This window comes from Cupriavidus sp. SIMBA_020 (genome assembly GCF_046535395.1).
Taxonomy (GTDB): Bacteria; Pseudomonadota; Gammaproteobacteria; order Burkholderiales; family Burkholderiaceae; genus Cupriavidus; species Cupriavidus campinensis.
Window position 1 is genome coordinate 408449 of the sequence record NZ_JAWRWU010000002.1, and the last position, 24099, is coordinate 432547.

Annotated in this window: 23 protein-coding genes; 17 read left to right on the forward strand and 6 right to left on the reverse strand. The window is 59.7% G+C overall.

Annotated elements, in window-relative coordinates; genetic code table 11:
* The first annotated feature begins 125 nt into the window (after window positions 1-125).
* The 17 genes from rfbB (at window position 126) to SB751_RS06130 (ending at window position 17599) form a co-directional block, all read left to right on the forward strand.
* Window positions 126-1190, forward strand: a complete 1065-nt coding sequence (gene rfbB / locus SB751_RS06050) for a dTDP-glucose 4,6-dehydratase (RefSeq protein WP_313818593.1) — start codon at window positions 126-128, stop codon at window positions 1188-1190.
* A complete protein-coding gene (rfbD, locus tag SB751_RS06055; protein ID WP_313818594.1) occupies window positions 1180-2097 on the forward strand; it encodes a dTDP-4-dehydrorhamnose reductase in 918 nt (305 codons plus the stop codon). Before rfbB ends, rfbD begins: the two co-directional genes overlap by 11 nt.
* Window positions 2098-2105: 8 nt before the next feature.
* Window positions 2106-2984: a glucose-1-phosphate thymidylyltransferase RfbA gene (gene rfbA, locus SB751_RS06060; RefSeq protein WP_313818595.1), complete on the forward strand. Its 879-nt coding sequence runs from the start codon at window positions 2106-2108 to the stop codon at window positions 2982-2984.
* Window positions 2981-3544 (forward strand): dTDP-4-dehydrorhamnose 3,5-epimerase, encoded by a 564-nt coding sequence (gene rfbC, locus SB751_RS06065; RefSeq protein ID WP_313818596.1) that lies wholly within the window; start codon window positions 2981-2983, stop codon window positions 3542-3544. The genes rfbA and rfbC overlap by 4 nt, the downstream gene beginning before the upstream one ends.
* 57 nt (window positions 3545-3601) lie before the next feature.
* Window positions 3602-4747 carry a glycosyltransferase family 4 protein gene (locus tag SB751_RS06070; RefSeq protein ID WP_313818597.1) on the forward strand — a complete coding sequence of 382 codons (1146 nt, stop codon included), beginning with the start codon at window positions 3602-3604 and terminating at the stop codon, window positions 4745-4747.
* A 127-nt stretch (window positions 4748-4874) separates the two neighbouring features.
* Window positions 4875-6290, forward strand: coding sequence for a mannose-1-phosphate guanylyltransferase/mannose-6-phosphate isomerase (locus tag SB751_RS06075; protein ID WP_313818598.1), 1416 nt, complete (start codon window positions 4875-4877; stop codon window positions 6288-6290).
* Window positions 6291-6309: 19 nt separating this feature from the next.
* Entirely contained in the window at window positions 6310-7440 is a 1131-nt protein-coding gene (gmd, locus tag SB751_RS06080) for a GDP-mannose 4,6-dehydratase (protein WP_313818599.1), read from the forward strand.
* 8 nt (window positions 7441-7448) lie between these two features.
* Window positions 7449-8381: a GDP-L-fucose synthase gene (locus tag SB751_RS06085; protein ID WP_313818600.1), complete on the forward strand. Its 933-nt coding sequence runs from the start codon at window positions 7449-7451 to the stop codon at window positions 8379-8381.
* Window positions 8382-8435: 54 nt separating this feature from the next.
* A complete protein-coding gene (locus tag SB751_RS06090; RefSeq protein WP_313818601.1) occupies window positions 8436-9266 on the forward strand; it encodes an ABC transporter permease in 831 nt (276 codons plus the stop codon).
* A 3-nt stretch (window positions 9267-9269) separates the two neighbouring features.
* Window positions 9270-10592, forward strand: coding sequence for an ABC transporter ATP-binding protein (locus tag SB751_RS06095; RefSeq protein WP_410747853.1), 1323 nt, complete (start codon window positions 9270-9272; stop codon window positions 10590-10592).
* A 44-nt stretch (window positions 10593-10636) separates the two neighbouring features.
* Window positions 10637-11383, forward strand: coding sequence for an FkbM family methyltransferase (locus SB751_RS06100; RefSeq protein ID WP_313818603.1), 747 nt, complete (start codon window positions 10637-10639; stop codon window positions 11381-11383).
* A gap of 43 nt (window positions 11384-11426) precedes the next feature.
* Complete coding sequence (locus tag SB751_RS06105; protein WP_410747854.1) at window positions 11427-12377, forward strand: class I SAM-dependent methyltransferase; 951 nt, start codon at window positions 11427-11429, stop codon at window positions 12375-12377.
* Between the two features lie 20 nt (window positions 12378-12397).
* A complete protein-coding gene (locus SB751_RS06110; protein ID WP_313818605.1) occupies window positions 12398-13282 on the forward strand; it encodes an alpha-1,2-fucosyltransferase in 885 nt (294 codons plus the stop codon).
* Entirely contained in the window at window positions 13279-14271 is a 993-nt protein-coding gene (locus tag SB751_RS06115) for a glycosyltransferase family 2 protein (protein ID WP_313818606.1), read from the forward strand. The genes SB751_RS06110 and SB751_RS06115 overlap by 4 nt, the downstream gene beginning before the upstream one ends.
* Before the next feature lie 76 nt (window positions 14272-14347).
* Window positions 14348-15727 (forward strand): glycosyltransferase family 4 protein, encoded by a 1380-nt coding sequence (locus SB751_RS06120; protein ID WP_313818607.1) that lies wholly within the window; start codon window positions 14348-14350, stop codon window positions 15725-15727.
* Between the two features lie 40 nt (window positions 15728-15767).
* Window positions 15768-16706, forward strand: a complete 939-nt coding sequence (locus tag SB751_RS06125) for an NAD-dependent epimerase/dehydratase family protein (protein WP_313818608.1) — start codon at window positions 15768-15770, stop codon at window positions 16704-16706.
* A 17-nt stretch (window positions 16707-16723) separates the two neighbouring features.
* Window positions 16724-17599 (forward strand): glycosyltransferase family 2 protein, encoded by an 876-nt coding sequence (locus tag SB751_RS06130; RefSeq protein ID WP_313818609.1) that lies wholly within the window; start codon window positions 16724-16726, stop codon window positions 17597-17599.
* 22 nt (window positions 17600-17621) lie between these two features.
* On the opposite strand, the gene SB751_RS06135 is transcribed toward SB751_RS06130, so the two are convergent.
* Genes SB751_RS06135 through SB751_RS06160 form a run of 6 tightly spaced genes read right to left on the reverse strand, consistent with a single transcriptional unit; the run spans window position 17622 to window position 24094 of the window.
* Complete coding sequence (locus tag SB751_RS06135) at window positions 17622-18521, reverse strand: glycosyltransferase family 2 protein (protein ID WP_313818610.1); 900 nt, start codon at window positions 18519-18521, stop codon at window positions 17622-17624.
* Window positions 18502-19854: an O-antigen polysaccharide polymerase Wzy gene (gene wzy / locus SB751_RS06140; RefSeq protein ID WP_313818611.1), complete on the reverse strand. Its 1353-nt coding sequence runs from the start codon at window positions 19852-19854 to the stop codon at window positions 18502-18504. The genes SB751_RS06135 and wzy overlap by 20 nt, the downstream gene beginning before the upstream one ends.
* A complete protein-coding gene (locus SB751_RS06145) occupies window positions 19847-21082 on the reverse strand; it encodes a hypothetical protein (protein ID WP_313818612.1) in 1236 nt (411 codons plus the stop codon). Before SB751_RS06145 ends, wzy begins: the two co-directional genes overlap by 8 nt.
* A complete protein-coding gene (locus tag SB751_RS06150; RefSeq protein ID WP_144198000.1) occupies window positions 21073-21897 on the reverse strand; it encodes a glycosyltransferase family 2 protein in 825 nt (274 codons plus the stop codon). Before SB751_RS06150 ends, SB751_RS06145 begins: the two co-directional genes overlap by 10 nt.
* On the reverse strand, window positions 21894-23048 hold the full coding sequence (locus SB751_RS06155; RefSeq protein ID WP_144198001.1) for a glycosyltransferase: 1155 nt from the start codon (window positions 23046-23048) through the stop codon (window positions 21894-21896). The genes SB751_RS06150 and SB751_RS06155 overlap by 4 nt, the downstream gene beginning before the upstream one ends.
* Window positions 23045-24094, reverse strand: coding sequence for a glycosyltransferase family 4 protein (locus SB751_RS06160; protein ID WP_144198002.1), 1050 nt, complete (start codon window positions 24092-24094; stop codon window positions 23045-23047). The genes SB751_RS06155 and SB751_RS06160 overlap by 4 nt, the downstream gene beginning before the upstream one ends.
* Window positions 24095-24099 lie beyond the last annotated feature (5 nt).

A 24099-nucleotide genomic window follows, 5' to 3' on the forward strand; every position in this document is an offset into this window, starting at 1 on the left:
GGTTGCTCAGATAGAATACCGTCACCTCCACAAGGAATAAGCAATCCGCCATCCTGAAAGGGATGAGGCGGCGCCCCGGCTGTTGCCGGACACTCGAAAAATATCGATAGGCAGGGAGCAGGGTTTTGTCGCACATAATGGTTACGGGCGGGGCAGGGTTTATCGGCGCCAATTTTGTCCTCGACTGGCTCAGTGAGCCTGCTGCAGACAGTATTGTCAACGTCGACAAGCTGACATACGCCGGCAATCTGAAGTCCCTCGCTTCGCTGGCCGACGATTCGCGTCATATTTTTTCGCGGACGGACATCTGCGACCGCGCTGCACTCGACGTCCTGTTGGCCGAGTATCGCCCCCGCGCGGTCTTGCATTTTGCTGCGGAAAGCCACGTGGACCGCTCCATTCACGGACCGGCCGATTTTGTCCAGACGAATATCGTCGGCACATTTACATTGCTCGAGGCGGTGAGGGCTTACTGGTCCGGACTTGATGTCGAGGCCCGGGCGGGGTTCCGCTTCCTGCACGTCTCCACGGATGAAGTTTTTGGCTCGCTTGGCCCCGGCGATCCCCAGTTCTCCGAAACTACGGCCTATGCGCCGAACAGTCCTTATTCGGCCTCCAAGGCCGCGTCGGACCATCTGGTGCGCGCGTATCACCATACGTACGGCCTGCCGGTGCTGACCACCAATTGTTCGAATAACTACGGCCCTTACCATTTTCCGGAGAAGCTAATTCCGCTGATAATCGCCAATGCTCTGGCGGGCAAGGCTCTGCCGGTATATGGCGATGGCCAGAATGTCCGAGACTGGCTCTACGTGCGCGACCACTGCGCGGCGATCCGCCAGGTGCTGGCGCGGGGCCGGCTTGGCGAAACCTATAACGTAGGCGGCTGGAACGAGAAAACCAATCTGGAAGTCGTCCATACGATTTGCGATCTGCTGGATGAACTGAAGCCGCGCGCGAGCGGTTCATATCGCGACCAGATTGCATTCGTGAAAGACCGGCCCGGCCATGACCGGCGTTATGCGATCGACGCGCGTAAACTGGAGCGCGAGTTGGGCTGGAAACCGGCAGAGACCTTCGAGAGCGGATTGCGCAAGACTGTACGCTGGTATCTCGACCATCAAGACTGGGCGCAGGACGTGATGTCGGGTGAGTATCGATCATGGGTGGCGATGCAATATGCCACGTAAGGCACATCGTGCTCGGGTCGTTCTTGTAACAGGAAGCAACGGGCAGGTCGGTTTCGAATTGCGCCGAAGCATGGCGGTGCTTGGCCGTGTGATAGCGGTGGATCGTGCTGCCTGCGATCTAGCCGATTCCGATGCGCTGCGCGCGCTTGTGCGCACGGTGCGTCCGGACGTGATCGTGAACGCCGCCGCCTATACCGCAGTCGACGATGCCGAGACGGACGAGGCGCGAGCCTTCGCCGTGAACGCCGAGGCCCCGGGCGTACTGGCGATGCAAGCGAAGGCGCTTGGCAGTCTGTTCGTGCATTACTCTACCGACTATGTCTTCGATGGCGCCGCGGACCGGCCCTATGTCGAGTCGGACGCGCCAAATCCACTGTCGGCCTATGGCCGCAGCAAGCTAGCCGGCGAACAGGCCGTCGCCGAGTCTGGCGCACCAGCCATTGTGCTACGGACCTCGTGGGTGGCGGGCGCGCATGGCACGAATTTCACCAGGAGCATCTTGAAAGCGGCGGCCGAGCGGGATCGGATGGAAGTGATAGCCGACTGTTTCGGCGCACCGACCACTGCAGCGCTCGTGGCGGATGCGACCGCGCATGTGGTGGCGCGGCTTTGGGGGCAGGGCGGGGCTGAGGTCGCCCCCGATGGTGTGTGGCACCTGGCGGCTGCAGGCGAGACGTCGTGGCACGGCTACGCCACCGAGGTGGTCCGCTATGCGCTGGCGCGGGGCGCGGCGTTGAAGTTGAAACCCGAAGGTATTGCCGCAATCCCAGCCTCGGCTTGGCCGCAGCGGGCGCGGCGCCCGGCCAACAGCCGGTTAAACACCGATAAGTTGCGCGAGACGTTTGACATTCATCTTCCGGAGTGGCAGCACGGCGTCCACTACCTGATCGATCAGATTCTTTCCTGAACTGGACCATGCGCAAAGGCATAATTCTGGCCGGCGGCTCCGGCACGCGGCTCTACCCGATTACGTTGTCGGTGTCGAAGCAGTTGCTGCCCGTCTTCGACAAGCCGATGATCTATTATCCGCTCTCCACGCTGATGCTGGCGGGGATCCGGGACATCCTGATAATCTCGACGCCCGAAGATACGCCGCGTTTTGCAGAGATGTTGGGCGATGGCAGCAAATGGGGTTTGAACCTTCAGTATGCGGTGCAGCCGTCGCCGGATGGGCTTGCGCAGGCGTTCCTGATCGGCCGTGACTTCGTCGGTAATAATCCATCGACACTGATTCTCGGCGACAACATCTTCCACGGGCACGCGCTGATCCGGCAACTCAAGGACGTGACCGCTCGGGAGCGCGGTGCAACCGTGTTCGCCTATCACGTTCACGATCCGGAGCGCTACGGCGTGGTCGAGTTCGATGACCAGTTTCGCGCATTGTCGCTTGAGGAGAAGCCTGCCAACCCGCGCTCAAACTATGCTGTGACCGGGTTGTACTTCTACGACAACCAAGTCTGCGATATCGCGGCCGAGATCCGTCCGTCGCCCCGCGGCGAACTGGAAATCACAGATATCAACAAGCGATATTTGGAGATGTCGCAGCTCGAGGTCGAAGTGCTGGGCCGGGGCTATGCGTGGCTCGATACCGGCACGTATGATTCGCTGCTCGAGGCCGCCAGCTTCATCGCCACGGTGCAGAAGCGCCAGGGGCTCATGGTGGCGTGTCCGGAGGAGATCGCATTCCGCAACAAGTGGATCGGCGCGGAGGCTGTCGAGCAGATGGCAAGTGCCCTGGCGAAGAACTCGTACGGCGCGTATCTCCGCGGGTTGATTTCGGAAAAATCCCGATGAGTGAGCAACCGGCCCTCCTGGCCACGCCGACCTCGATTCCGGATGTCCTGATTTTGGCGCCGCGGGTGTTCCGGGACGCGCGCGGGCATTTCCTGGAGAGCTTTAACGCGAGGGTGTTCGAGCAGGTGACGGGCATCCAGCGCGAGTTCGTGCAGGACAATGCGGCGCGCTCCTTCAGGCACGTATTGCGGGGCCTGCACTATCAGACTCGCCGGCCGCAGGGCAAGCTGGTGCGGGTGACTGCCGGCGAGGTGTTCGACGTGGCAGTGGACCTGCGCCGCGAGTCGCCAACGTTCCGGCAGTGGGTCGGGGTGATCCTGTCCGCGGACAATTTCCTCCAACTCTGGGTGCCGGAGGGCTTTGCCCATGGCTTCATCGTGATGTCGGAGTATGCCGACGTGCATTACAAGATGACGGATTACTACGATCCGCGGTTCGAGGCCGCGATTGCCTGGAACGATGCCGACATTGGCATCGACTGGCCGGGCACGGAAGCCCCGATCCTGCATGCCCGCGATGCGGCCGCGCCGCTGCTGCGGGATGCCGAGAATCCGTTCTGAGGGAAAGCCGTGACAGAAGAGTGCCTGCGACAGCATGGTGATTGCCATGACGCACTCGTGAGGGACGAGAGCCATGCGTTGCCGGGCCGGCGCGTCCTGCTCTTCTGCGCCAACACGGCTTGGTCGATGGTCCGCTTCCGATATGGTCTGCTGGAAGACCTGATCCGCGACGGCTACGAAGTGCATGTGGTGGCACCGGAAGATAGCGAGGTGCCCGCGCTGCGCGCCATGGGCTGCCGTTTTCACCCGATGGAGATGTCGGCTCAGGGACGCAACCCGATCCAGGACCTCCGCCTCGTTGCGGCGCTGCTGGCGCTGTATCGGCGGGTACGGCCGGCATTGATATTTCATTACACCATCAAGCCGAACATCTACGGCTCGATGGCGGCGCGGCTCGCCGGTATCCGCTCAATTGCGGTGACCACCGGGCTGGGCTATGTGTTCATCAACCGCGGAATCGTATCCGTGGTGAGCAAGCTGTTGTACCGGCTTGCCCTGCGGTTCTCGGGGCAGGTGTGGTTCCTGAATCAGGAGGACCGCATGGCGTTCGAGTCAGCCGGGCTGGTGGATGGAAGGAAGTGCACGGTTCTGCCGGGCGAGGGTATCGACCTGGACTTTTTCGCGCCGCCGACACAGCCCGACGAGCCGACATCGGACCAGTTCCGATTCCTGTTGATCGCCCGGATGCTATGGGATAAGGGAATCGGCGAATACGTGGAGGCGGCGCGCGCATTGAAGGTGCGCCATGCGCACATGCGCTTCCTGCTGGTGGGGCCGCCCGGGGGCGAGAACCCGAGCGCGATCGCTCAGCGGCAGATCGATGCCTGGGTGGCGGAGGGTGTGATCGAGTATCTTGGCGTCGCACGCGATATCCGTCCCGTGATCGGCGCGGCGCACTGCGTGGTGTTGCCGTCGTACCGGGAGGGGATTCCCCGGGCCCTGCTCGAGGCGGCCGCGATGGGCCGCCCGGTGATTGCCACGGCGGTGCCCGGTTGCAAGGATGTCGTGGATGATGGCGAGACCGGCCTGCTGTGCCGCGCCCGCGATGCCGCGGATCTGGAGGCCAAGATGGAAGAGATGGAGCAACAGGACCTTGCCGCTTGGCGCCGCATGGGCGACGCGGGGCGGGCCAAGATGGCATCGAGCTTCGACGAGCGGTATGTCATCGCACATTATCGGAAGGTCATCCGCGCACTGGTTTAGCGGGCGGCGGCGCAGCGGAGAAGGCGCGCCCTGTGCAGCAGACTTGCTTCATGCATGAAGCGAATTTCGCGGCGCGTCCATTATGTTAAAATTTCATATTATCGGGAAGCCCACGTCGGCGATTGCTATGACATTTGTTCCTGTGATTCTTTCGGGCGGAGCCGGCACACGACTCTGGCCGGTATCGCGCGAGCTGCATCCCAAGCCGTTTATCCGGCTTTCGGACGCGCAGAGCCTACTGCAGAAGACATTTCTGCGGGCCACGGCATTACCGGACGTCGCCGAGGTTCTCACGGTAACGAACCGCGACCTGTTCTTCAAGACGGAGGACGAGTACCGCGAGGTCAACGCGCAGGGCGTGGCGACGTCCTACATTCTTGAGCCGTTCGGACGCAACACGGCGGCGGCAATCGCTGCCGCGGCTCTCGATGTGGCGGAGCGCCATGGCGACGATGCAATCCTGCTAATCCTGGCCGCCGACCATGTTATTCGCGACCAGGACGCGTTCGGCCAGGCGATTGCCAGCGCGCGTGCACTTGCCGCGAACGGTGCACTCGTCACGCTCGGCATCCATCCCGACGGGCCTGAAACCGGCTATGGCTATATCGAGGCCGATGGGTCTGCCGTGCGCCGTTTCGTAGAAAAGCCATCGCACGAGAAGGCCGTGGAATATTGCGCCAGCGGCCACTATTTCTGGAACGCCGGCATTTTTTGCTTTACCGCTGGTACCGCGCTGAAGGAGTTGGAAGCCCATGCGCCGGATGTCCTGCACGCGGTGCGCGAATGCATGAGCCGGTCGAAGCAGCTGCGCGGCGAACACTTGATCCAGCGAACGTTAGACGCCGCGGCGTTCGAACAGGTGCCGAACATTTCGATCGACTACGCGCTGATGGAGAAATCTTCGTCCGTGGCCGTCGTGCCGTGCGAGATTGGGTGGAGCGACGTGGGCTCGTGGAGCGCCATCAGCGACCTTTCCAGCGCCGACGGCTGCGGCAACCGCGTGGAGGGAGAGGCGCTGCTGCATGATTCGTCGAACTGCTATGTTCGCAGCGAGGACCGCCTGGTCAGCCTGGTGGGCGCCACCGACTTAATCGTCGTGGACACTGCCGACGCCTTGCTGATCGTTGACAAGACGCGTGCGCAGGACGTCAAGGAAATCGTCCGGAAACTCAATTCCCAGGGTCACGCCGCCAGCCGTATCCACCGTAAGGTGCACCGCCCGTGGGGTACCTATACCGTGCTCGAAGGCGGGTCCCGTTTCAAGATCAAGCGGATCGAGGTGAAACCCGGTGCTTCGCTGTCGCTACAGATGCACTATCACCGCAGCGAGCACTGGATCATCGTGAGCGGCATGGCCAAGGTGATCAACGGTGAACGAGAATTGCTGGTCAACACCAATGAATCCACCTATATTCCGGCCGGCAACCGCCATCGGCTCGAGAATCCCGGCAAACTGCCGCTCGTCATGATTGAAGTTCAGTGCGGGGACTACCTGGAGGAGGACGACATCGTCCGCTTCGAGGATTCTTACGGCCGCGCTTAAAGACAATACAGGATACGCAATGAAGAAGGTCGCCCTTATTACAGGCATCACCGGTCAGGACGGCGCCTACCTCGCTGAACTGCTGCTCGAGAAAGGCTACGAGGTGCATGGCATTAAGCGCCGTGCCTCGTTGTTTAATACCGACCGCATCGATCATCTGTATCAGGACCCGCACATCGATCAGCGGAATTTCATTCTCCACTACGGCGATCTGACGGACTCCACGAACCTGATCCGCATCATTCAACAAGTACAGCCGGACGAACTGTACAACCTTGGCGCGCAGTCGCACGTGGCCGTATCCTTCGATAGCCCGGAGTACACCGCCAACAGCGATGCGCTCGGGACCCTGCGCCTGCTGGAAGCCATCCGGATTCTGGGTCTGGAGAAGAAGACGCGTTTCTATCAGGCTTCTACGTCGGAACTCTACGGCCTGGTGCAGGAGATACCTCAGAAGGAAACCACGCCGTTCTACCCGCGCTCGCCATATGCCGTGGCCAAGCTCTATGGCTACTGGATTACGGTGAATTACCGCGAGTCGTACGGCATGTACGCCTGCAACGGCATCCTGTTCAATCATGAGTCGCCACTGCGCGGCGAAACGTTCGTCACGCGCAAGATCACGCGCGCAATTAGCCGCATCGCGCTTGGGCTGCAGGACTGCCTCTACCTTGGCAACATGAACAGTCTTCGTGACTGGGGCCACGCACGCGACTACGTGGAAATGCAGTGGATGATGCTGCAGCAGGAGAATCCCGAGGACTTCGTCATCGCCACCGGCGTGCAGTATTCGGTGCGCGACTTCGTTCGGGTGGCTGCCGCGGAGCTCGGCATCGTCTTGCGCTTCGAGGGCGAGGGCGTGGACGAAGTCGGTATCGTGGACAGCGTGGACGCGCAAAAGGCGACTGCCGCCGGGATCAAGGTCGCGGCCGGTGAGACTGTCGTGCGCGTGGACCCCCGCTACTTCCGCCCGGCGGAAGTTGAAACGCTGCTTGGTGACCCGACCAAGGCGCGCCAAAAGCTCGGCTGGACGCCGCGCACCACATTCGCCGAACTGGTCAGCGAAATGGTGGCCGCAGATTTCGACCTTGCCCGGCGCGATAGCCTCGTCAAGGAAGCCGGCTTCAAAGCGTTCAACTATCACGAGTGAGGGCGGCAATGCAAACTCACGACAAGATCTACGTTGCCGGCCATCGCGGCCTGGCGGGCTCGGCCATTGTGCGGCGCCTGCGTGCCTCGGGCTACGACAATCTGCTGTTCCGTACCCATGCCGAACTCGACCTGACCGATCAGGCTGCCGTCGAAGCCTTCTTCGTTGCGGAACGTCCACAGTATGTGTTTCTGGCCGCGGCCAAGGTGGGCGGCATTCATGCCAACAACGCCTATCCAGCCGAGTTCATTCGCGACAACCTCGCCATCCAGACCAACGTCATCCATTCAGCTTGGCAACACGGCGCCACCAAACTGCTGTTTCTCGGCTCGTCTTGCATCTACCCGAAGTTCGCGCCGCAGCCAATGCCGGAGAGCTGTCTGCTGACCGGTGAGCTGGAGCCGACCAACGAGTGGTACGCAGTTGCCAAGATTGCCGGCATCAAGATGTGCCAAGCCTATCGGCGCCAGTACGGGTTCGATGCAATCTCGGCGATGCCGACGAATCTTTACGGGCCCGGCGACAACTTTGATCTGCAGAACTCTCACGTGCTTCCTGCGCTGCTGCGCAAGTTCCACGAAGCGAAGGAAGCCGGAGACGAAGAGGTGGTGATGTGGGGGACGGGCACGCCTCGCCGCGAGTTCATGCACGCCGACGACCTGGGCGATGCACTGACATTCCTGATGCAGCATTACTCGGACGAGGGCATCGTCAACGTAGGGGTCGGGACCGATGTGACAATTCGCGAGTTGGGCGAAATCATCGGCAATGTCACAGGTTTCAAGGGGCGTATCGTTCAGGACCTCGGCAAGCCTGATGGCACACCGCGCAAGCTGATGAATACGGATCGTCTCAGTTCGTTGGGCTGGAGTGCGCGTATTGAACTGAAGGACGGGGTAGCAGACACCTATCGGTGGTTCCTGGATCACTACAACAAATAGCCCTTCGGCGCATCCTAGCGCCAAAGGGATGGACTGCAGTTTGTGGGAAATTGGATGAGTGCGAGCGACAACATAACCGTTCTGGCCAATGGCCGGTCTGCAAAAGACTATTGGACGGATTTCTTCATGCATCGCGAGTTGCTTTACTTCCTCGCGTGGCGCGACATTCTGGTCCGCTACAAGCAAACGCTCATCGGTGCAGGGTGGGTATTAATTCGCCCGTTGCTGACGATGCTGGTATTTACGGTGGTCTTTGGCAAGATCGCGGGTTTGTCGTCGGGGTCGATTCCCTACTCACTCGTGGTGTTCGCGGGCATGCTGCCGTGGTATTTCTTTTCAAGTTCCCTGACGGATTGTAGTAATAGTCTGGTAACCAACGCCCAATTGTTGTCGAAGGTCTATTTTCCACGTCTGATTGTGCCGTTCAGTACGATGCTGGTCAGTCTGGTTGACTTCACGATTTCCGGGGTTTTGCTTGTTGGGCTGATGCTCTGGTTCGGACATTGGCCCGACTGGCATATGCTGTTCCTGCCATTCTTCGTTGTCTTGGCTGCCACATTCTCGTTGGGGCTGGGGCTTTGGGCGGCAGCCTTGAATGTGCGGTATCGGGATTTCCGTCACCTTATTCCTTTTTTCCTGCAACTCGGCATTTATGTCTCTCCGGTGGGGTATGCCGCGGAACTGATTCCCGAGAAGTGGCGTCTGCTTTATTCGTTCAATCCGATGGTGGGAATCATTGCAGGCTTCCGCTGGTGTATTCTCGGCGGGGAGACGCAGCTTTACTGGCCGAGCGTTGCGATTTCTGCGTTCGCCGGCCTGTTATTGATTTTTTCCGGGATTCGCTATTTTCGAAAATCGGAAGCCAGTTTTGCGGATGTGATCTAAATCATGACAGCTGCAATCAAGGTTGAAGACCTTTCAAAGAAGTATCTGATTAACCACCTGGTCGGCAGTCAGCCGCGCTCGATTCGGGAAGCCTTGGGTCGCAAGCTTGCAAGGGTGCTTCCATTCGGCGCAGGGCATTCGCGTAATGCCGTGATGGATGAAGGCGAAGTGACAACCACAGAAGAATTCTGGGCGCTCCGCGACGTCTCCTTCGAAATTAAGGAGGGCGAGCGCATTGCCGTGATCGGCGGCAATGGTGCGGGCAAATCTACACTGCTGAAGATCCTGAGCCGCATCACCGAGCCGACTCGGGGGCAGGTCGCCATTCGGGGCAAGGTTTCCAGTCTGCTTGAGGTTGGTACAGGATTCCACCCGGAATTGACTGGCAGGGAGAATATCTTTCTGAATGGCGCCATCCTTGGGATGCCTCGGTCTGAGATTCTGCGTAAGTTCGACGAAATTGTGAGTTTCTCGGGTGTCGAGAAATTCATCGATACGCCAGTGAAGTACTACTCGAGCGGCATGTATGTCCGGCTCGCGTTTTCGGTATCCGCGTGGCTGGACCCGGACATCTTGATCGTTGACGAGGTCTTGTCGGTGGGCGACCAGGCTTTCCAGAAGCGGTGCATGGATCGGATGCGGGAACTGACCGGATCGGGCCGTACTGTGCTGTTTGTCAGTCATAGCATGGCCGCGGTGAAGTCGATGTGCGAGAAGGCGTTGTATCTGAAGAAGGGGGAAGTGGTTTCGTTTTCTCCCGTTGAGGATGCCGCCACGGCCTACGTGCGGACCCTCACCGATGAGTCGGAGTCAGGGGCGTGGCATAAGGCGCAATTCCAGTTGCCGGATCCGGAAGTCAATGTGCAGATCGACTGTGGGGACTACGTAACGTGCCTGGGCGGCAGCATTCGGGATCACGACGGTAAGGAGACCGGTCACCTCGACATCGACAAGCCATTCAGTATTGCATTGCGCTATCGCGTCAACAAGGATGTGCCGTACCGGGTTGTACCGAACTTTCATTTCTACGATGAAGGGGGAGGACGCGTGTTTATCGCATTCCCGGAAAACACGGCACCAGATGTAGCTGGTGAGTATGAAGTGGTCTGTCATATCGATCCCTATCAGTTCAATACCGGCCGCTTCAATCTCATGCCCGCCCTGAGCAGCTATGAGCTTGAGAATCCGCTCCATTTCGCTTTGGAAAACGCGTTGCGCTTCGAGGTATATGAGCAGGGTTTGGTCGATCCACGTCGGCATGGCTGGACCGGCGGACTGCCGGGCGTTTCCCGTCCGCGTTTGAAGTGGGATTGTCGCAGGCTTTGAGGGCGCGAGGCTGGTGCCAAATTTATTTATTGAATATTGCACGCATGTTTAAAAAAATCCTCGGAACCCTGCGCGGCAAAGAGTCGAATACGAACCCCGCGCGCTCGGGCGAAGCATGCGGCGATATCGCCCGAGAGGGGCGATACTCCTTTGCGCAAGCCGGCGAGGACATGATTGCCGACTTTGTCTTTCGTGCCATAGGCGTCGCCAAGCCGACATATCTTGATATCGGTGCTCACCATCCCACGCGGCTCAGCAATACACATTTCTTTTACACCCAGGGCTGCCGTGGCGTGAATGTGGAGCCGGATCCCGATTTGTTCGGCGCATTCCTTGCGGAGCGTTCTGGGGACATTAATCTCAATGTCGGGATTGGTGAGGGGAACGTGTCGGTGTTGCCGTTTCATGTAATGTCAACGCGAACGCTGAACACGTTTTCAAGTACCGAAGCAGCTAGGTACGAGGACACCGGCTTGCACCGCGTCGAGAGGATTATCGAGGTGCCGGTTGTCAGTATCAATACGGTCATCGAGACACATTTCGGCAACGTATCCCCCGACTTTTTGTCGGTCGACGTGGAAGGTCTGGACGTTGAGATAATCAAGAGTCTTGACCTGAGGCGATTCAGGCCGGCCGTGATCTGCGTGGAGACATTGACCTTCAGTGAAACCCGCGAAGAAGAGAAGATTCCTGAGATTGGTGATTATCTTGCCGCATATGGCTACTTCGCTTACGCAGATACCTATATCAACACGCTGTTTGTCGATCGGGCGCGGTGGCAGGGCAATTGATTGCCATTGATTATTCGATGCATCGACGTCAGGGTGAAGGAAAATGAAGATAATGAAGGCAAAAATGGCTGCATCTGTGCAGCGATTGCTGTTGAAGGTACTCACATATTCCGCGGAGCGCGGTGTCCGGGCTCGGCCGGAAGATGTTGTGCCGCTCCTGACGAACTTGATGAAGGTTCAGCCGGCCATCGCCGTGTCGTTGGGCCAGCAACTCGCTTCCGATGGGGCCGGTCAAGCGCAAGGCCTGTTACAAGGCGTGCTCGGCGATCCTGGCAACCGAACGGCTGCACCAGAGGACATCGATCAAGTCATCAATTTTTCGGCGTACTGGCGCGACGATTGGGTCGCGAAGAAAGCTGCTGAAGTGCCGGTAGGCGCGCGCGTGCTGGACGCCGGAGCTGGCCAATGCCGCTACAAGCGGTTGCTCGCGCATACGGCGTACAAAGCGCAAGACTTTGCGCAGTACGAAGGTAGCGTGGATGGCCCACTGCCGGAAACATGGAACTACGGCGCCATCGACTACGTCTGCGATATCACGAACATCCCGGTTGAGACCGGGGTGTTCGATGTAGTGCTATGTACCGAGGTGCTGGAACATGTACCGGATCCAATCCGTGCATTACGTGAGCTTGTGAGGGTCACGACTCCCGGCGGGCGCCTCCTATTGACAGCCCCGCTGGGCAGCGGCATCCATCAGGAGCCCTATCATTTCTATGGTGGGTTCTCGCCTTATTTCTACGAACGGTACCTGGCCGAATTCGGTTGCGAGATCGTCGAGATGAAGCCCCTTGGCGGATTGCTGCGTCACGTGGCCCAAGAGGTTCACCGTGCGGGACGGTCAATGACCGAGATGAAGAACGGGATGACACCCGCGCGGGCCTATGTGTTGATGGACTGGCTGCCTAGGCTGCTGAGCCAAACAGAGAGTAATTGCCTAATCGAGCAGTTTACGGTCGGTTACATGGTCGAGGCGCGAAAGCTTCCCATCGCTTAGTCGGATTCCAGTTCATTGCAATGTCGAAAATCATTACCAAACTCATTGGTGGCCTCGGCAACCAGATGTTCCAGTATGCAACGGGGCGTGCACTCGCCCATCGGCTGGACGTGCCGCTTTTGCTCGATGCCTCGGGGTTCGAACACTATGACCTGCGGCGCTATGAGCTCGGCGAGTTGGCCGTCAGGGCCACGGTCGCCACCGAGGAAGAACTCGCGCAAGCGGGCGTGACATCGCAGTCGAATTCCCTGGCTGACCGGGCGATGAAACTCCTCGGGGTGCGGCGGCCGGCCAACGTGATACGCGAAGCCTCGTTTGCATATGATGGACGTCTGGCGCACGCGGGCGCGCCAGCGTATCTGGATGGCTACTGGCAGAGCGAGCGATATTTCAGCGGTATTGCCGATCTGCTGCGACAGGAGTTCACGCTGAAAGCCCCCGTGAATGACGCCAATTTGGCGCTGGCGCAGCAAATCGGTGCGGCAGGCGGTAATGCGGTGTCCTTGCATATCCGTCGCGGTGACTATGTCAGCAATGCGCAAACTGCCCAGTATCATGGCGTCTGCTCGCTCGACTATTACCGGGCCGCGGTCAATCACGTGGCCGAATGCATCGGTGCACCGCATTTCTTTGTATTCTCCGACGACCATGCGTGGGTCAGTCAGAACTTCCGGCTCGACCATGCCGCGACGCTTGTCGATGTGAACGATGCCGACCATGGCGTCTGGGACATGGCGCTGATGAAAGCATGCCGTCATCACATCATCGCCAACAGCTCATTCAGTTGGTGGGCCGCGTGGCTCAATCCCCATGCGGAGAAAATCGTCGTGGCGCCCGAACGCTGGTTCAGCGGGGCTGCCCATGACACGCGCGATCTGATTCCGAATTCTTGGAGTCGACTATGAGGACACCACTTATCAGCGTGGTTTTGCCCGTCTACAATGGGGCGGCGGACGTTGAGAAAGCCGTCCACAGTATCCTGACTCAAACGTGCGACGACTTTGAGCTTATCCTGATCAACGATGGCTCGAAGGACAACTCGGCTGAGGTGCTGGAATCGTTGCGCGATCCGCGGATTCGCCTGTTTCATCAGGACAACATGGGACTGGCCCGCACATTGAACCGGGGCATCGGGTTGGCACGTGGTCGTTATGTCGCGAGGCAGGACCAGGACGATCTTTCGCACCCTGAACGCTTTGCCCAGCAGGTGGATTTCCTCGAACGCCATCCAGACCATGGCCTGCTAGGTTCGGCAGCGGAGATCTGGATTGGCGACACGCCTACAGATCGCACGCACGATCATCCGACGGACCATGGCGCACTGAGCTTTGAACTTCTGTTCAACAATCCGTTCGTGCACAGTTCGGTTATGTTGCGCAAGTCGGTGATCGAGGCGGAGGGTGGATATACCACCGATCCCGCCCGGCAACCCCCGGAAGATTATGAGCTTTGGTCGCGCATGGCGCGGCACACACGCGTGGCAAATCTGCGGGAGCGGCTGCTGGTCTATCGCGAAGTACCAGCGAGCATGTCGCGCACGGGACCGAATCCGTTTCTCGAGCGCCTGGTGCTGATCTGCGCAGAGAATCTGGCTGCCGTGCTGGGTTACAAAGAACCACCGGTGGAGGTTCTGGACGTGGCTGCCCTCACGCATTCCGCACTGCATCGGTTGTCCCCGCACCCTGATATCGAACGTATGTGCCAGGCAGTGCGAGCCGCCGGGGAAAAGCTGGCGACTGAATCGCCCAATTCCGACGTACCGCGACGCGTCGCGTCGCGCATTGAGAGCTTGCGCCACCAATACTTGATTCAAAAGCACAACATGCATTGGGTTCGACCGATTGCGCGCAGGCTGCGCGATTTCGGACGGCAACTTGGCATTTTGCCGCGCTGAGCGGGAGGGGCGAGGAATGCGGCTACTGTTCTGTTGCGAGTTCTATTTTCCGAGTGTGGGCGGGGTGCAGGAGGTCATGCGCCAGATTGCTGAACGGCTTGTCGTACAGGGGCATGACGTCACGGTCGCCACGACGCGCTTGGCGGAACGCAACTTCTCGGCGCACAACGGCGTCAAGATCGTGGAGTTCGGCATCACTGGCAACACGGTACGCGGCATTCATGGCGAGGTGGATCGTTATCTCGAGTTCGTGACCGCCTTCGACGGTGATGCGATCATGATTAAGGCCGCCCAGCAGTGGACCTTTGATGCGCTCTGGCCAGTACTGGATCAGATTCGTGTGCGCAAGGTATTTATTCCCTGCGGCTTCTCGGGTCTTTATGAGCCGTCCTATGCCGAGTACTTCAAGGCGCTGCCCGACGTGCTGAGGCAGTTCGACCATCTGATCTTCTACGCTGAGCGATATCGCGACATTGATTTTGCACGTGAACATCATCTCGCGCCCTACACCATCCTGCCCAACGGGGCGAGCGAGATCGAGTTTCTTGTGCCGAAAGACCTGGACTTCCGCCGGCGCCACGGCATTCCGGAGGACAGTTTTGTGTTCCTTACAGTCGGTAGCATGACGGGAGTAAAAGGCCACAAAGAAGTTGCCGAAGCGTTTGCACGGCTCTGCACCGATCGCAGACATGTCACGCTGATCCTGAACGGCAATCCCCCACCTGCTCCTGCTGTGGTGATCACGGAAGGATGTTCTGGCGGAGCGCGCCCCGGGGAGAGCCAGGGCATCGGGCGCGCATTCGGCTTCATGGGGCGGCGTATTCGGCGGGTGTCGGGACTGGCTTGGCGGTCTGTCAGTGTTCTGAGGCGGGAAGGCTTGCCCGGTGTAAGGTCGCGCTTCTCCGCATTGGCTGTGGCACAACTGGAAGACATTGGGCGTTTGAATTGGATACCGCGAAACTGGCGCAAATCGGCCGATCCTATCCGCTACTGGACCGAGCGTGCCGGCGGGCAGGCGAACAAGTACGTGCTCAAGGTTGACCTTGGGCGCCAGGAACTGGTTCAGGCGTACATGAACGCAGATCTGTTCGTGTTCGCCTCGAATATCGAGTACTCGCCGCTGGTGTTATTCGAAGCCGCCGCAGGCGGTACACCGTTCCTTTCAGTACCGGTGGGGAATGCGGAAGAGATCGCGCGCTGGACCGGTGGAGGTGTCATCTGCCCCGCGCCAAAGGACGAGCGCGGATATACGCGCGCCAATCCCCGGCAGTTCGCGGCGGAGATGAAGCGATTGATGGACGCGCCCGAGGAGTTGTCAGAAGTTGGCCGCCTTGCGCGCGAACGATGGATGCAGCAGTTCACATGGGCCCGCATCGCGGACCGCTACGAGTCCATCTTGCGTGGATCTGAAGCCGTGTATCGGGCGGATGACTCTGTTGAGCGGTCTGTGACGTAGAGAACGCGGTTGTCCTGGTGAAAATAGCGAAGGTAAATCGATGATGCGTTGCTGTGTGATTGGTGGGGCCGGTTTTATCGGCACGTGGCTCGTCCGCGAACTCTTGGCGTCAGGCCGTGAGGTGAGCGTACTCGGCCGACGCGAAATGCGGCCTGCTCATCTGCCCGACGCGGCTAGCTATGTATCGGTTGGGCCGGGAGAGGTGGACTGGCGCGCCCGACTCGCTGGCGCCGACGAAGTCATCGATCTTGCGTATGCGACTGTGCCGAAAACAAGTTATGCGGATCCTGTCTTCGACATCCTTGCCAATCTTCCCCCTACAGTAGGTATGTTGGATGCCGCGCGGCAGTTGCCGTTGCGCAAGATGGTCATGGTGTCTTCCGGCGGGACAGTTTATGGGCACGCGTCCACGCTTCCTATCGTGGAAACCAGCCTGACCAACCCAGTCTCGCCGTACGGTATTACGAAGCTTACTCAGGAAAAGTACTCGCTAATGTTCTATCGACTGCATGGCGTTCCAATTAGCATCGTGCGACCCGCGAACGCTTATGGAGTGGGACAGCAGCCGTTCATGGGGCAGGGATTCATTGCGACAGCAATGGGCGCGATTTTGAGCCAGCAGGATGTCACCATATTTGGCGAGTGTGGCTCGATACGCGACTATATCCACGTTGCGGATGTTGCACGCGGCATCATGGCCGTGCTCGACAATGGTACCGTCGGCGAGATCTACAATCTTGGGTCGGGTGTGGGTAGAAACAACATTGAGGTAATGCAAGGGATCGAGCTGTTGGCCGCGGCCAGCAACTTGCCGATGCGGATTCGTCATGAACCGGCGCGGCAGTTCGATGTACTGGCAAATGTGCTGGATAGCAGCAAGCTACAGGCGTGTTCTGGATGGGCGCCAAACGTTGACTTCCAGCAAGGCCTGTCAACAATGTGGGACGCTATTTCCAGCGACATGGCACGGCGGCAATGAGAGAGTGGAACTGAGCCATGGGACCAACGATATCCATCCTTCTGCCCGCCTTTAACGCCGGGCAAACGCTGGGCCTGGCACTGCGCTCGCTATGCGGGCAAACGTTTTCCGATTTCGAGATCCTGTTGCTCGATGACGGCTCGGACGATGATACGGTTGATATTGCGCAGTCCATCTCCGATCCGCGAGTACGTGTCATTCAAGACAGGCGCAGGCTGGGCCTGGCACGCCGCTTGAACATGGGGATTGAATTGGCGCGAGGGCGATATATCGCGCGGATGGACGCCGATGACGTGAGTTTTCCGGAGCGGCTGGCGCGGCAGGTGGCTTTTCTCGAAGCACATCCCCACATCGACCTAGTGGGTTGCCGGGCGGTAGTTTTCCGCACAGATGGCGAGGTGCTTGGCCTTCTGCCGTTCGCGGGCACGCATGAGGCAATGTGTGTGCGGCCGTGGCGAGGCATTCCCTTACCGCATCCCGGCTGGATGGGTCGTCGCGAGTGGTTTACGCGCTTTCGCTACGGGCTGCCAGAGGTCATGCGCGCCGAGGACCAGGAATTGCTGCTGCGCAGTCATCGCGAGAGCCGTTTTGCTTGTCTCGAAGACGTATTACTTGGCTACCGCCAAGGCTACTTCAATTTACACAAGACGCTATTGGCCCGTCGGTCGTTGCTGTGGGCGCAACTGAGATATTTCTTGCGGCAACGGCAGATCTTTTACGCTGCAGGCGCGCTAGCACTAACTGGCGCGCGTGTTGCGGTAGATCTGGTGGCTGCATTGCCGTTTGCGGGCCGTCTCTATTTCATGCGCATGTCCGAACATGCGCCATTGGAAGTGGTCGCCGCGCTTCGCAGCAGCCTGGAGCGATGTGCGGCGCCCGGCGGCAAGCAATAGACTCTACGGTGTGCGCCTGTACTCAGGCGTGTCTACGCAGCTTCCGGATTACCGCGCCATACGATCGTGCAAGCGCGGCAGTTGTGCGCCCGCCGATGTACCAGCCCAGCATCAGTAGCGGATTGCAGCGAGCATCTGCATGTTTCAGTGCTTCCCGATTCTTCCCGAGAAACCGCGCGGTGTTATAGAGCGCATAGGCCTCATATGACAACCGGCCGCGGCCGCGTGCGCCGCCTGTTGCTTGGGACGGGGGCAAGTTAATTTGTAGGGCGCGCGGTTCATAGGTGATGGTCAGCCCGCGCGCTCGGCAGCGCACCAGGAAGTCTGTTTCTTCACGATAGCAGTTGCCGATGTAGCCCGTATCGAAGTCCAGGGCCTTGGCTGCATCTGTGCGAATCAGGAACGATGCGTGGCACACAGGTACTTGCAGCGGACGCGTGGCGTTCGCTGCAAAGTCGAACTGCAGTCTGCTGAGGTTCACCACATCGTCTACCTCTGTCGCAATAGTTCGGCGTGCGATGACCGCGCTTTCGCTATCCTGGTCATCACGCAGATACAGCGCGGAGGCGCCGACGATATCGCTTGACGTCTCTTTTGCCGTGCTCAGGAGAATCGCAAGTGCTCCGGGTCTGAGGCAAGAGTCATCGTCGCCAAAGTAGACGAACTCGGTAGTAGCCAGCGCCTTGCCCCGATTCTTTGAGGTTGTCTGCTTGCCATTCACTTCGTTACGCAGATAGGTGATCCGTGGGTAGCGCTGCATCAGTTCACGCGCCACTTCCGGCGTATCATCGGGCGAGCAGTCATCCACGAGCACCAGTTGCGCCACTTCGGCCTGCAGATACGTCGGGATTGTCTCAGCTAGCAAATGCGAGCGCTTGTAGGTCGGAATGACAACGGTGACTTTAGGCGGGTTCTCTGGCATGGACCTTTGCAATGATGAGTACGAGTCCGGCGAACAGCATGGCCTTCAACAGCGGGACCAGGAAGAAAAGTTGATTCTCGCGCGGTAGCAGTAGAAAAAAGGGTAGCGTGGCGGCAAATACGAACAATCCGCGAGGTGAGCTTTTAGCCTCCCGGTAGAGAAATCGCAGGCAGCCGCCCGTGAACAGGCCGGCAATCAACGGGCCGAACAATTTCGAGTAAAGCATGGACTCGGCGACGGCGGACCCGCCCATGCCCTTGCCGTTCAGGTACATCTCCGCATCGACGATGAACGAGATCCGGTGCGCGAGACTGGCGGTGTGATGGGCGAAGTCGATGCTCTGGACTACGGCCATGTCGCCGAAAAAGCGATGGTAGCCATCGATGAACAGAGCAAAAGTCGAATTCAGACCATCGAGCACTGGCGTGAACTGCCCGAGGTGCTTGATTGTGGACACGACGAAGATCAGCGACACGCCCTGGCCGTAGAAGAAGCCGAAAAGCGTTTCGAAGGGGTCGGCGGAGAAGACTGTCCCGATCGGCATGCCGATGCGGACGCGCCCGACTATATCGGCGAGCATGACTAGGCCGACGCCGGCGGCCGCAGTCTTCCACACTGAGACGCGGATACTCTGCGTGGAAGTCAGCAGCCAGGTCAGGCAAAGGATCTGCGCCATGGGAATCCCGCGCGCCCCCTTGAACATTTCCATCACGCACAGCAGCAGGCCGAGGCTGTAGGCGATGAGCGCCTGGCGCCGAGTCGGCTGCGAGGCAAGGTAGGCGAACGCGCAGAGGATCATCCAGCCGCCCAGTGCGTACAGCAGGCCGCCCGGGCCCCCATACTTGTACATGGACAGGTAGTCACCGCTTTTCCAGGTGTTCAGATTGACATACAGCCGGTACGTGGCGAAAGGGAACAACAGCAGCCCGGCACCGAGCGCGAAGCGGCCAAGCGCCGCGTCGTGTCGCAACTGAAAATCTCCCAACTTGCCTGCCGCCAGCGCAATGCCGCATAAGAAGAGGGAGATTGCGGACAATGCCTGCGCCAACATGGCTTCGTCCATCGGGCCCATTAGGAACCAGTCGCCATATCGATAATCCGCCCAGCCAAAGAAGTAAGTAATGACAAACCGGCTCAGCAGGAACAGGGTCGTCGTGAGGCAAAGCAGGCTAGTTGGATTGATCCGGTTTGATGAAGCCCGACTGGCCCGGGTGATACAGACGAGAAGCGACAGTGCTGTAATCGGCGCCTGTACCTCCAGAATGCCAAATGCGCCGCTGACCAGATTGGCAACGGCCATCGTCAGCGTGGCAATCAGAAGCATATCAGGCATCTTGTGCCCTCCAGAACATGGCAAAAGCGGCAATTAGCAGGATCAGGTTGGCGAGTACATAGGCGATCGGGGCGCCAGCCAGACCTGCAACACCGGTGAGCACATAGGCGGCCAGTACGAAGCAGATCGAGAACATCAGTTCAAGAATCCACGAATAACGCAAATTTCGTTGATAAATAAAAAACGCGACAAATGGCATGGCCAAGCTTTTGATGGCGTCGCCAAGCAATTCGATCCACAGCAGCGGTGCGATACTGGCGAACTGTTCGGAGTACAGCAGCCTGACGATTCGGTCGGAGCCAAACGCCAGAATCAACAGTCCGAGCCCGCCGGCAGCTACGACCAGCAAGGTATAGGCGGGCAGGCGGCCCCTGAGTGTACGGTGTGGCGATTCACTGCGAAACACCTCCGGAAGGAGGACAAACCCCACCACTGCCTGCGCCATAGCCATCACGGCATCGGATATCCGGAACATGCCTTGCCATAGTCCGGCCGCGTCCAAGCCGAGTTGCATGGCGATGGTTTCTCGAACGGCGATGACCGATGCGGTGCCTATCACGGCCGGCGCCAGTGCAATCGCCACGTACGGCGCCAGTTCCCGGGCCGCCCCCAACGCTTCGCGGCTCGGCCGCAGGCCGCCCAACCAGCGTGTGTTGGTAGCGGCGGCCACGAGCAGCCAGGCTGCCAGCGTGGCACCGAAGCCAGCCATCAGCGCATGCACAGCGCTCAGCACGGAGCCGGCCTGCACGAACATCCAGTAGCACGCAAGCGTTAACAGACCGGAGAGCGCCACTACCATGGCATTGAGGCGTGAGCGGCCCTGGGACAGCAACGTCGCCTGGACATGCAGCGCCAGGCCGGCTAGCGCCGCCAACACCAGCGCAGCGAGCGGCGTCATCCACACCGCGCCACTGACGATGTCCAGTTCGCGGAACCCGGCATGCCAGACCGCAATCAGGACCGGCATGCCCAAGACGAACAGCATTCCGCCCCACAGCCAAGTGGCGCGTGCGCGATCGGTCTGTCCGGGCGTGGACAATTTGGCGATCAGCCCCTGGCTGATGCCGCCGTTCGAGAACGTGGTGTAGAGCGTGGCCAGGCTGAACACATTGCCCCACGCGCCAAAGGCCGCCGGGCCTAGCTGGGTGGACAGAATCTTGTTGGCAGCCAGGCCGCAGATCAGCTTCAGGAATACGCCTAGACCCGATATGAGTGCGCTCAATGCCATGGAGGCGACGTCAGCGTCTGGTTCGGGCCGGATACGCGGGCGGCGAGGCGCGACGCCACGGTGGTGCAGAAGAAGCTCGCCAAAAAGAACGACGACTTGATCTTGCCGAAGCCTTCCATCGTCCGCATGATGAACCATACCGACTTCGCCGAACGCACCTTGTTCGACGAGAACGAGCGCTTGCGCACACGATACCAGGCGAGCGCCTTGGGCAATCGCTCGCCACGCCGTCCGCCCTTGATCAGGATCGCCCACGCCGCGAAATCCTCGGCCACCAGGCCGGGCGGCATTGCCGGGAACACGCCGTCGCCAGCGATACTGCGCTTGAGCATTACCGCCAGGCAGCCCACGCCGCGCCGGGCATTATGGGTAAACAGGGTCAGCCGGTCCGGCCCGCAGATCTTGGAGAGAGGGCGGCCGCTGCCGTCCTCGAACGGAATATAGTCGTGATAGCTGAAATCGAGCGCATGGTCGCGCATGAATTCAACCTGCTGCTCCAGCTTGGTGGCATCCCAGATGTCGTCGGCATCCAGAAATGCGACGAAATCGCCCCGTGCCGCGGCGATACCGATATTGCGAGCCTTCGCGGGACCATACGCAACGGGATTTGTGATAATCCGAATGCGCGCATCGGACGCGGCAAGGCGGGCCAGTACCTCAGCGGTCTCGCCGTTCGAACCATCGTCGATCAAAATCCATTCATAATCGCCGAGACTTTGTTGCAGGATCGAATTGGCAGTAGCGCCAATATATCTCCCGTCGTTATGTACTGGTGTAATGATACTGACCAGGGGTTTCGCGCTCGATGTAATCATTGTGCGAATAGTAGCAATTCCAGCCGCCGAGTCTGCGATGCCTGCGAGTATAAGGCATCGAATGCTGACAAAGCGATATCACGAAGTGACGCAAGATCCTGGGTTTGTAAAATTCTGTGAAGGGCCTCCGCCATTTCCTGCTCGGTTTCGACGACGAAAATGGCCTCGCGATATCTTTCGTCTGACAACGCCGCTTCATAGCCGACAGCTGCGTTGGGCAGGCAGACCACGGGGATGCCGAATGACAATGCTTCCGCCACCTTGGTCTTCATGCCGCTGCCCCAGCTAACCGGTGCGGCGTAGAGGGTCGCTCTGGCAAACGTGGCCGCCATGGTGCCGGGCGCGGGCGTGTCCACGACGTGTAACTGTGGATAGGGCGCCGCCATTTCGGCGGCGCGGGCCCCGGCGGCCACGAATATGGCCGGGCGAGCGCCGATCTCGCCGTAGCGTGCCGCGACGCCGGCAAAGTGACGCAGCGCTGTTTGGTTTGGCGCGAAGCCGAAGTGGGCGGTAAACAGGATCTGCGGCACGTCGCCCGATGCAGCCCGTGCGGACGTGTCGCCGGCAGACAGCGAGATCGGTAGCACGCCGGTGCGCGCGGGGTGGCCGAAGTGGCTGGCGAACAGCGCACGGTCCGCTTCAGTGATGAATGTCATGAAGTCGGCCGAACGGCACGGCGCCTCAGCACGGCGAATGAGCCACAAATCTACGGCCTGACTTACTTGCCGTAACACATTTCCGCCACGGTGCTGGCGCTGTAGCTCAGCCTCCACATTGTCGCTTAGGATCGCGTAGGTCTTTCCCGGCACACGGCGCCGGATGATATCCATCAGCAGCCCGCACCGCGAGTTGTGGAACAGCACGACGTCTGCCTCCTGGGCATGCTGGACCAGTCGGGACAGGTATGTGATCAGATAAGTCGGATACAGCCGGGCGCGGGCCAACACGTCGCGCACCTTGTTCTTTCGGAGATAGACGGTGCGGCAATGGGCGGGCGGCACGAAGGCCATCTCGGGGCCCATGTCCTTGCTAACGATGGTGACCTCGGTCACGCCGCGCACGGCGCAGACCGCTTCCGCGAGCGAGCGCAAATAGAGTCCGCCGCCGGAAAGCTCCTGCAATCCGTTGGGGGATATCAGCAATACTTTCACAAGTGTGTGGCGTTGAGCAGCGCGCGTATCTGGGCGCAGAAGCGCTGGGTGGAAAAGGAGTCGGCGATGAACGCGTGCATGGCCAGGGGATCGTTCTGCGCGCGCAGCCGGGCAAAAATCGCAGAAGCTTGCCCGAAGAACGTAGCGCTGTCTGTCGGCAGTTCGCCGACCCACGGTACGTTCCGGCGCAGGAACACGTCGCAGGCGCCGACGCGGGTGCCCAGCACGCTGACGCCGGATGCCAGCGCCTCGAGCGTGACCAGCTCGAAGCCTTCAAACAGCGACGGAAAGACGAATACGTCGATATTGTCGTAGAACGCCGACATTCGATCCGGCGCCAGGCCGGGGACGATTGTGACATTCGGCAGATCGCGTAATTCGGGTGGAATGTCGCTCATCGTCGCGATGACGAGCTGCATGTCGGCCTGGCCGCCGACCCAGCGCGCGATGTCGATCAGGTAGGGTAGCCCCTTGCCGTATTCGAGCCGGCCGGCAAAGCCGAGGCGGACCACCCCGTCGGCGAACTTGGGCCGGGCGTGGAACACCGAGGCGTCGATACCGTTGTGAATTATTACGCACTTATTGGCCGGAATTCCCTGCAAGTCCACACATAGGTCGCGCACCGCTTCCGACACGCACGCGACCCGACGTGCACGCCGCATGGTCATAGCCTCGAGTCGCGCGAGCAATCTCATGCCCAGGAACCGGCTTCCCGATGCCGCCAGCGCCCGGATATAACCGGCCGCTGAGCCGTGGACGATGACCACGTCAGCGGGAAAGAATGGCGTATAAGATGAATTCGAGATCGTAAGAAAACCGTTGCCGCATAATCGTTTTATCCATAACCAGAGCGACGCGGCGACCGGAAAGATAAACTGCGTCAGGCGCTTGGCGCGCAGAAATTGTGGTAAAACCAGAGTTTCGTCGACGAGCGTAACGACGGCCCCATGCTGGGCCAGGTCATTCTGGAGCAGTGACACGACGCGTTCCACGCCGCCGGTGTTTTGGACCCCATTACGCGATACGAGATAGATAGGCAAGAGCATGAACG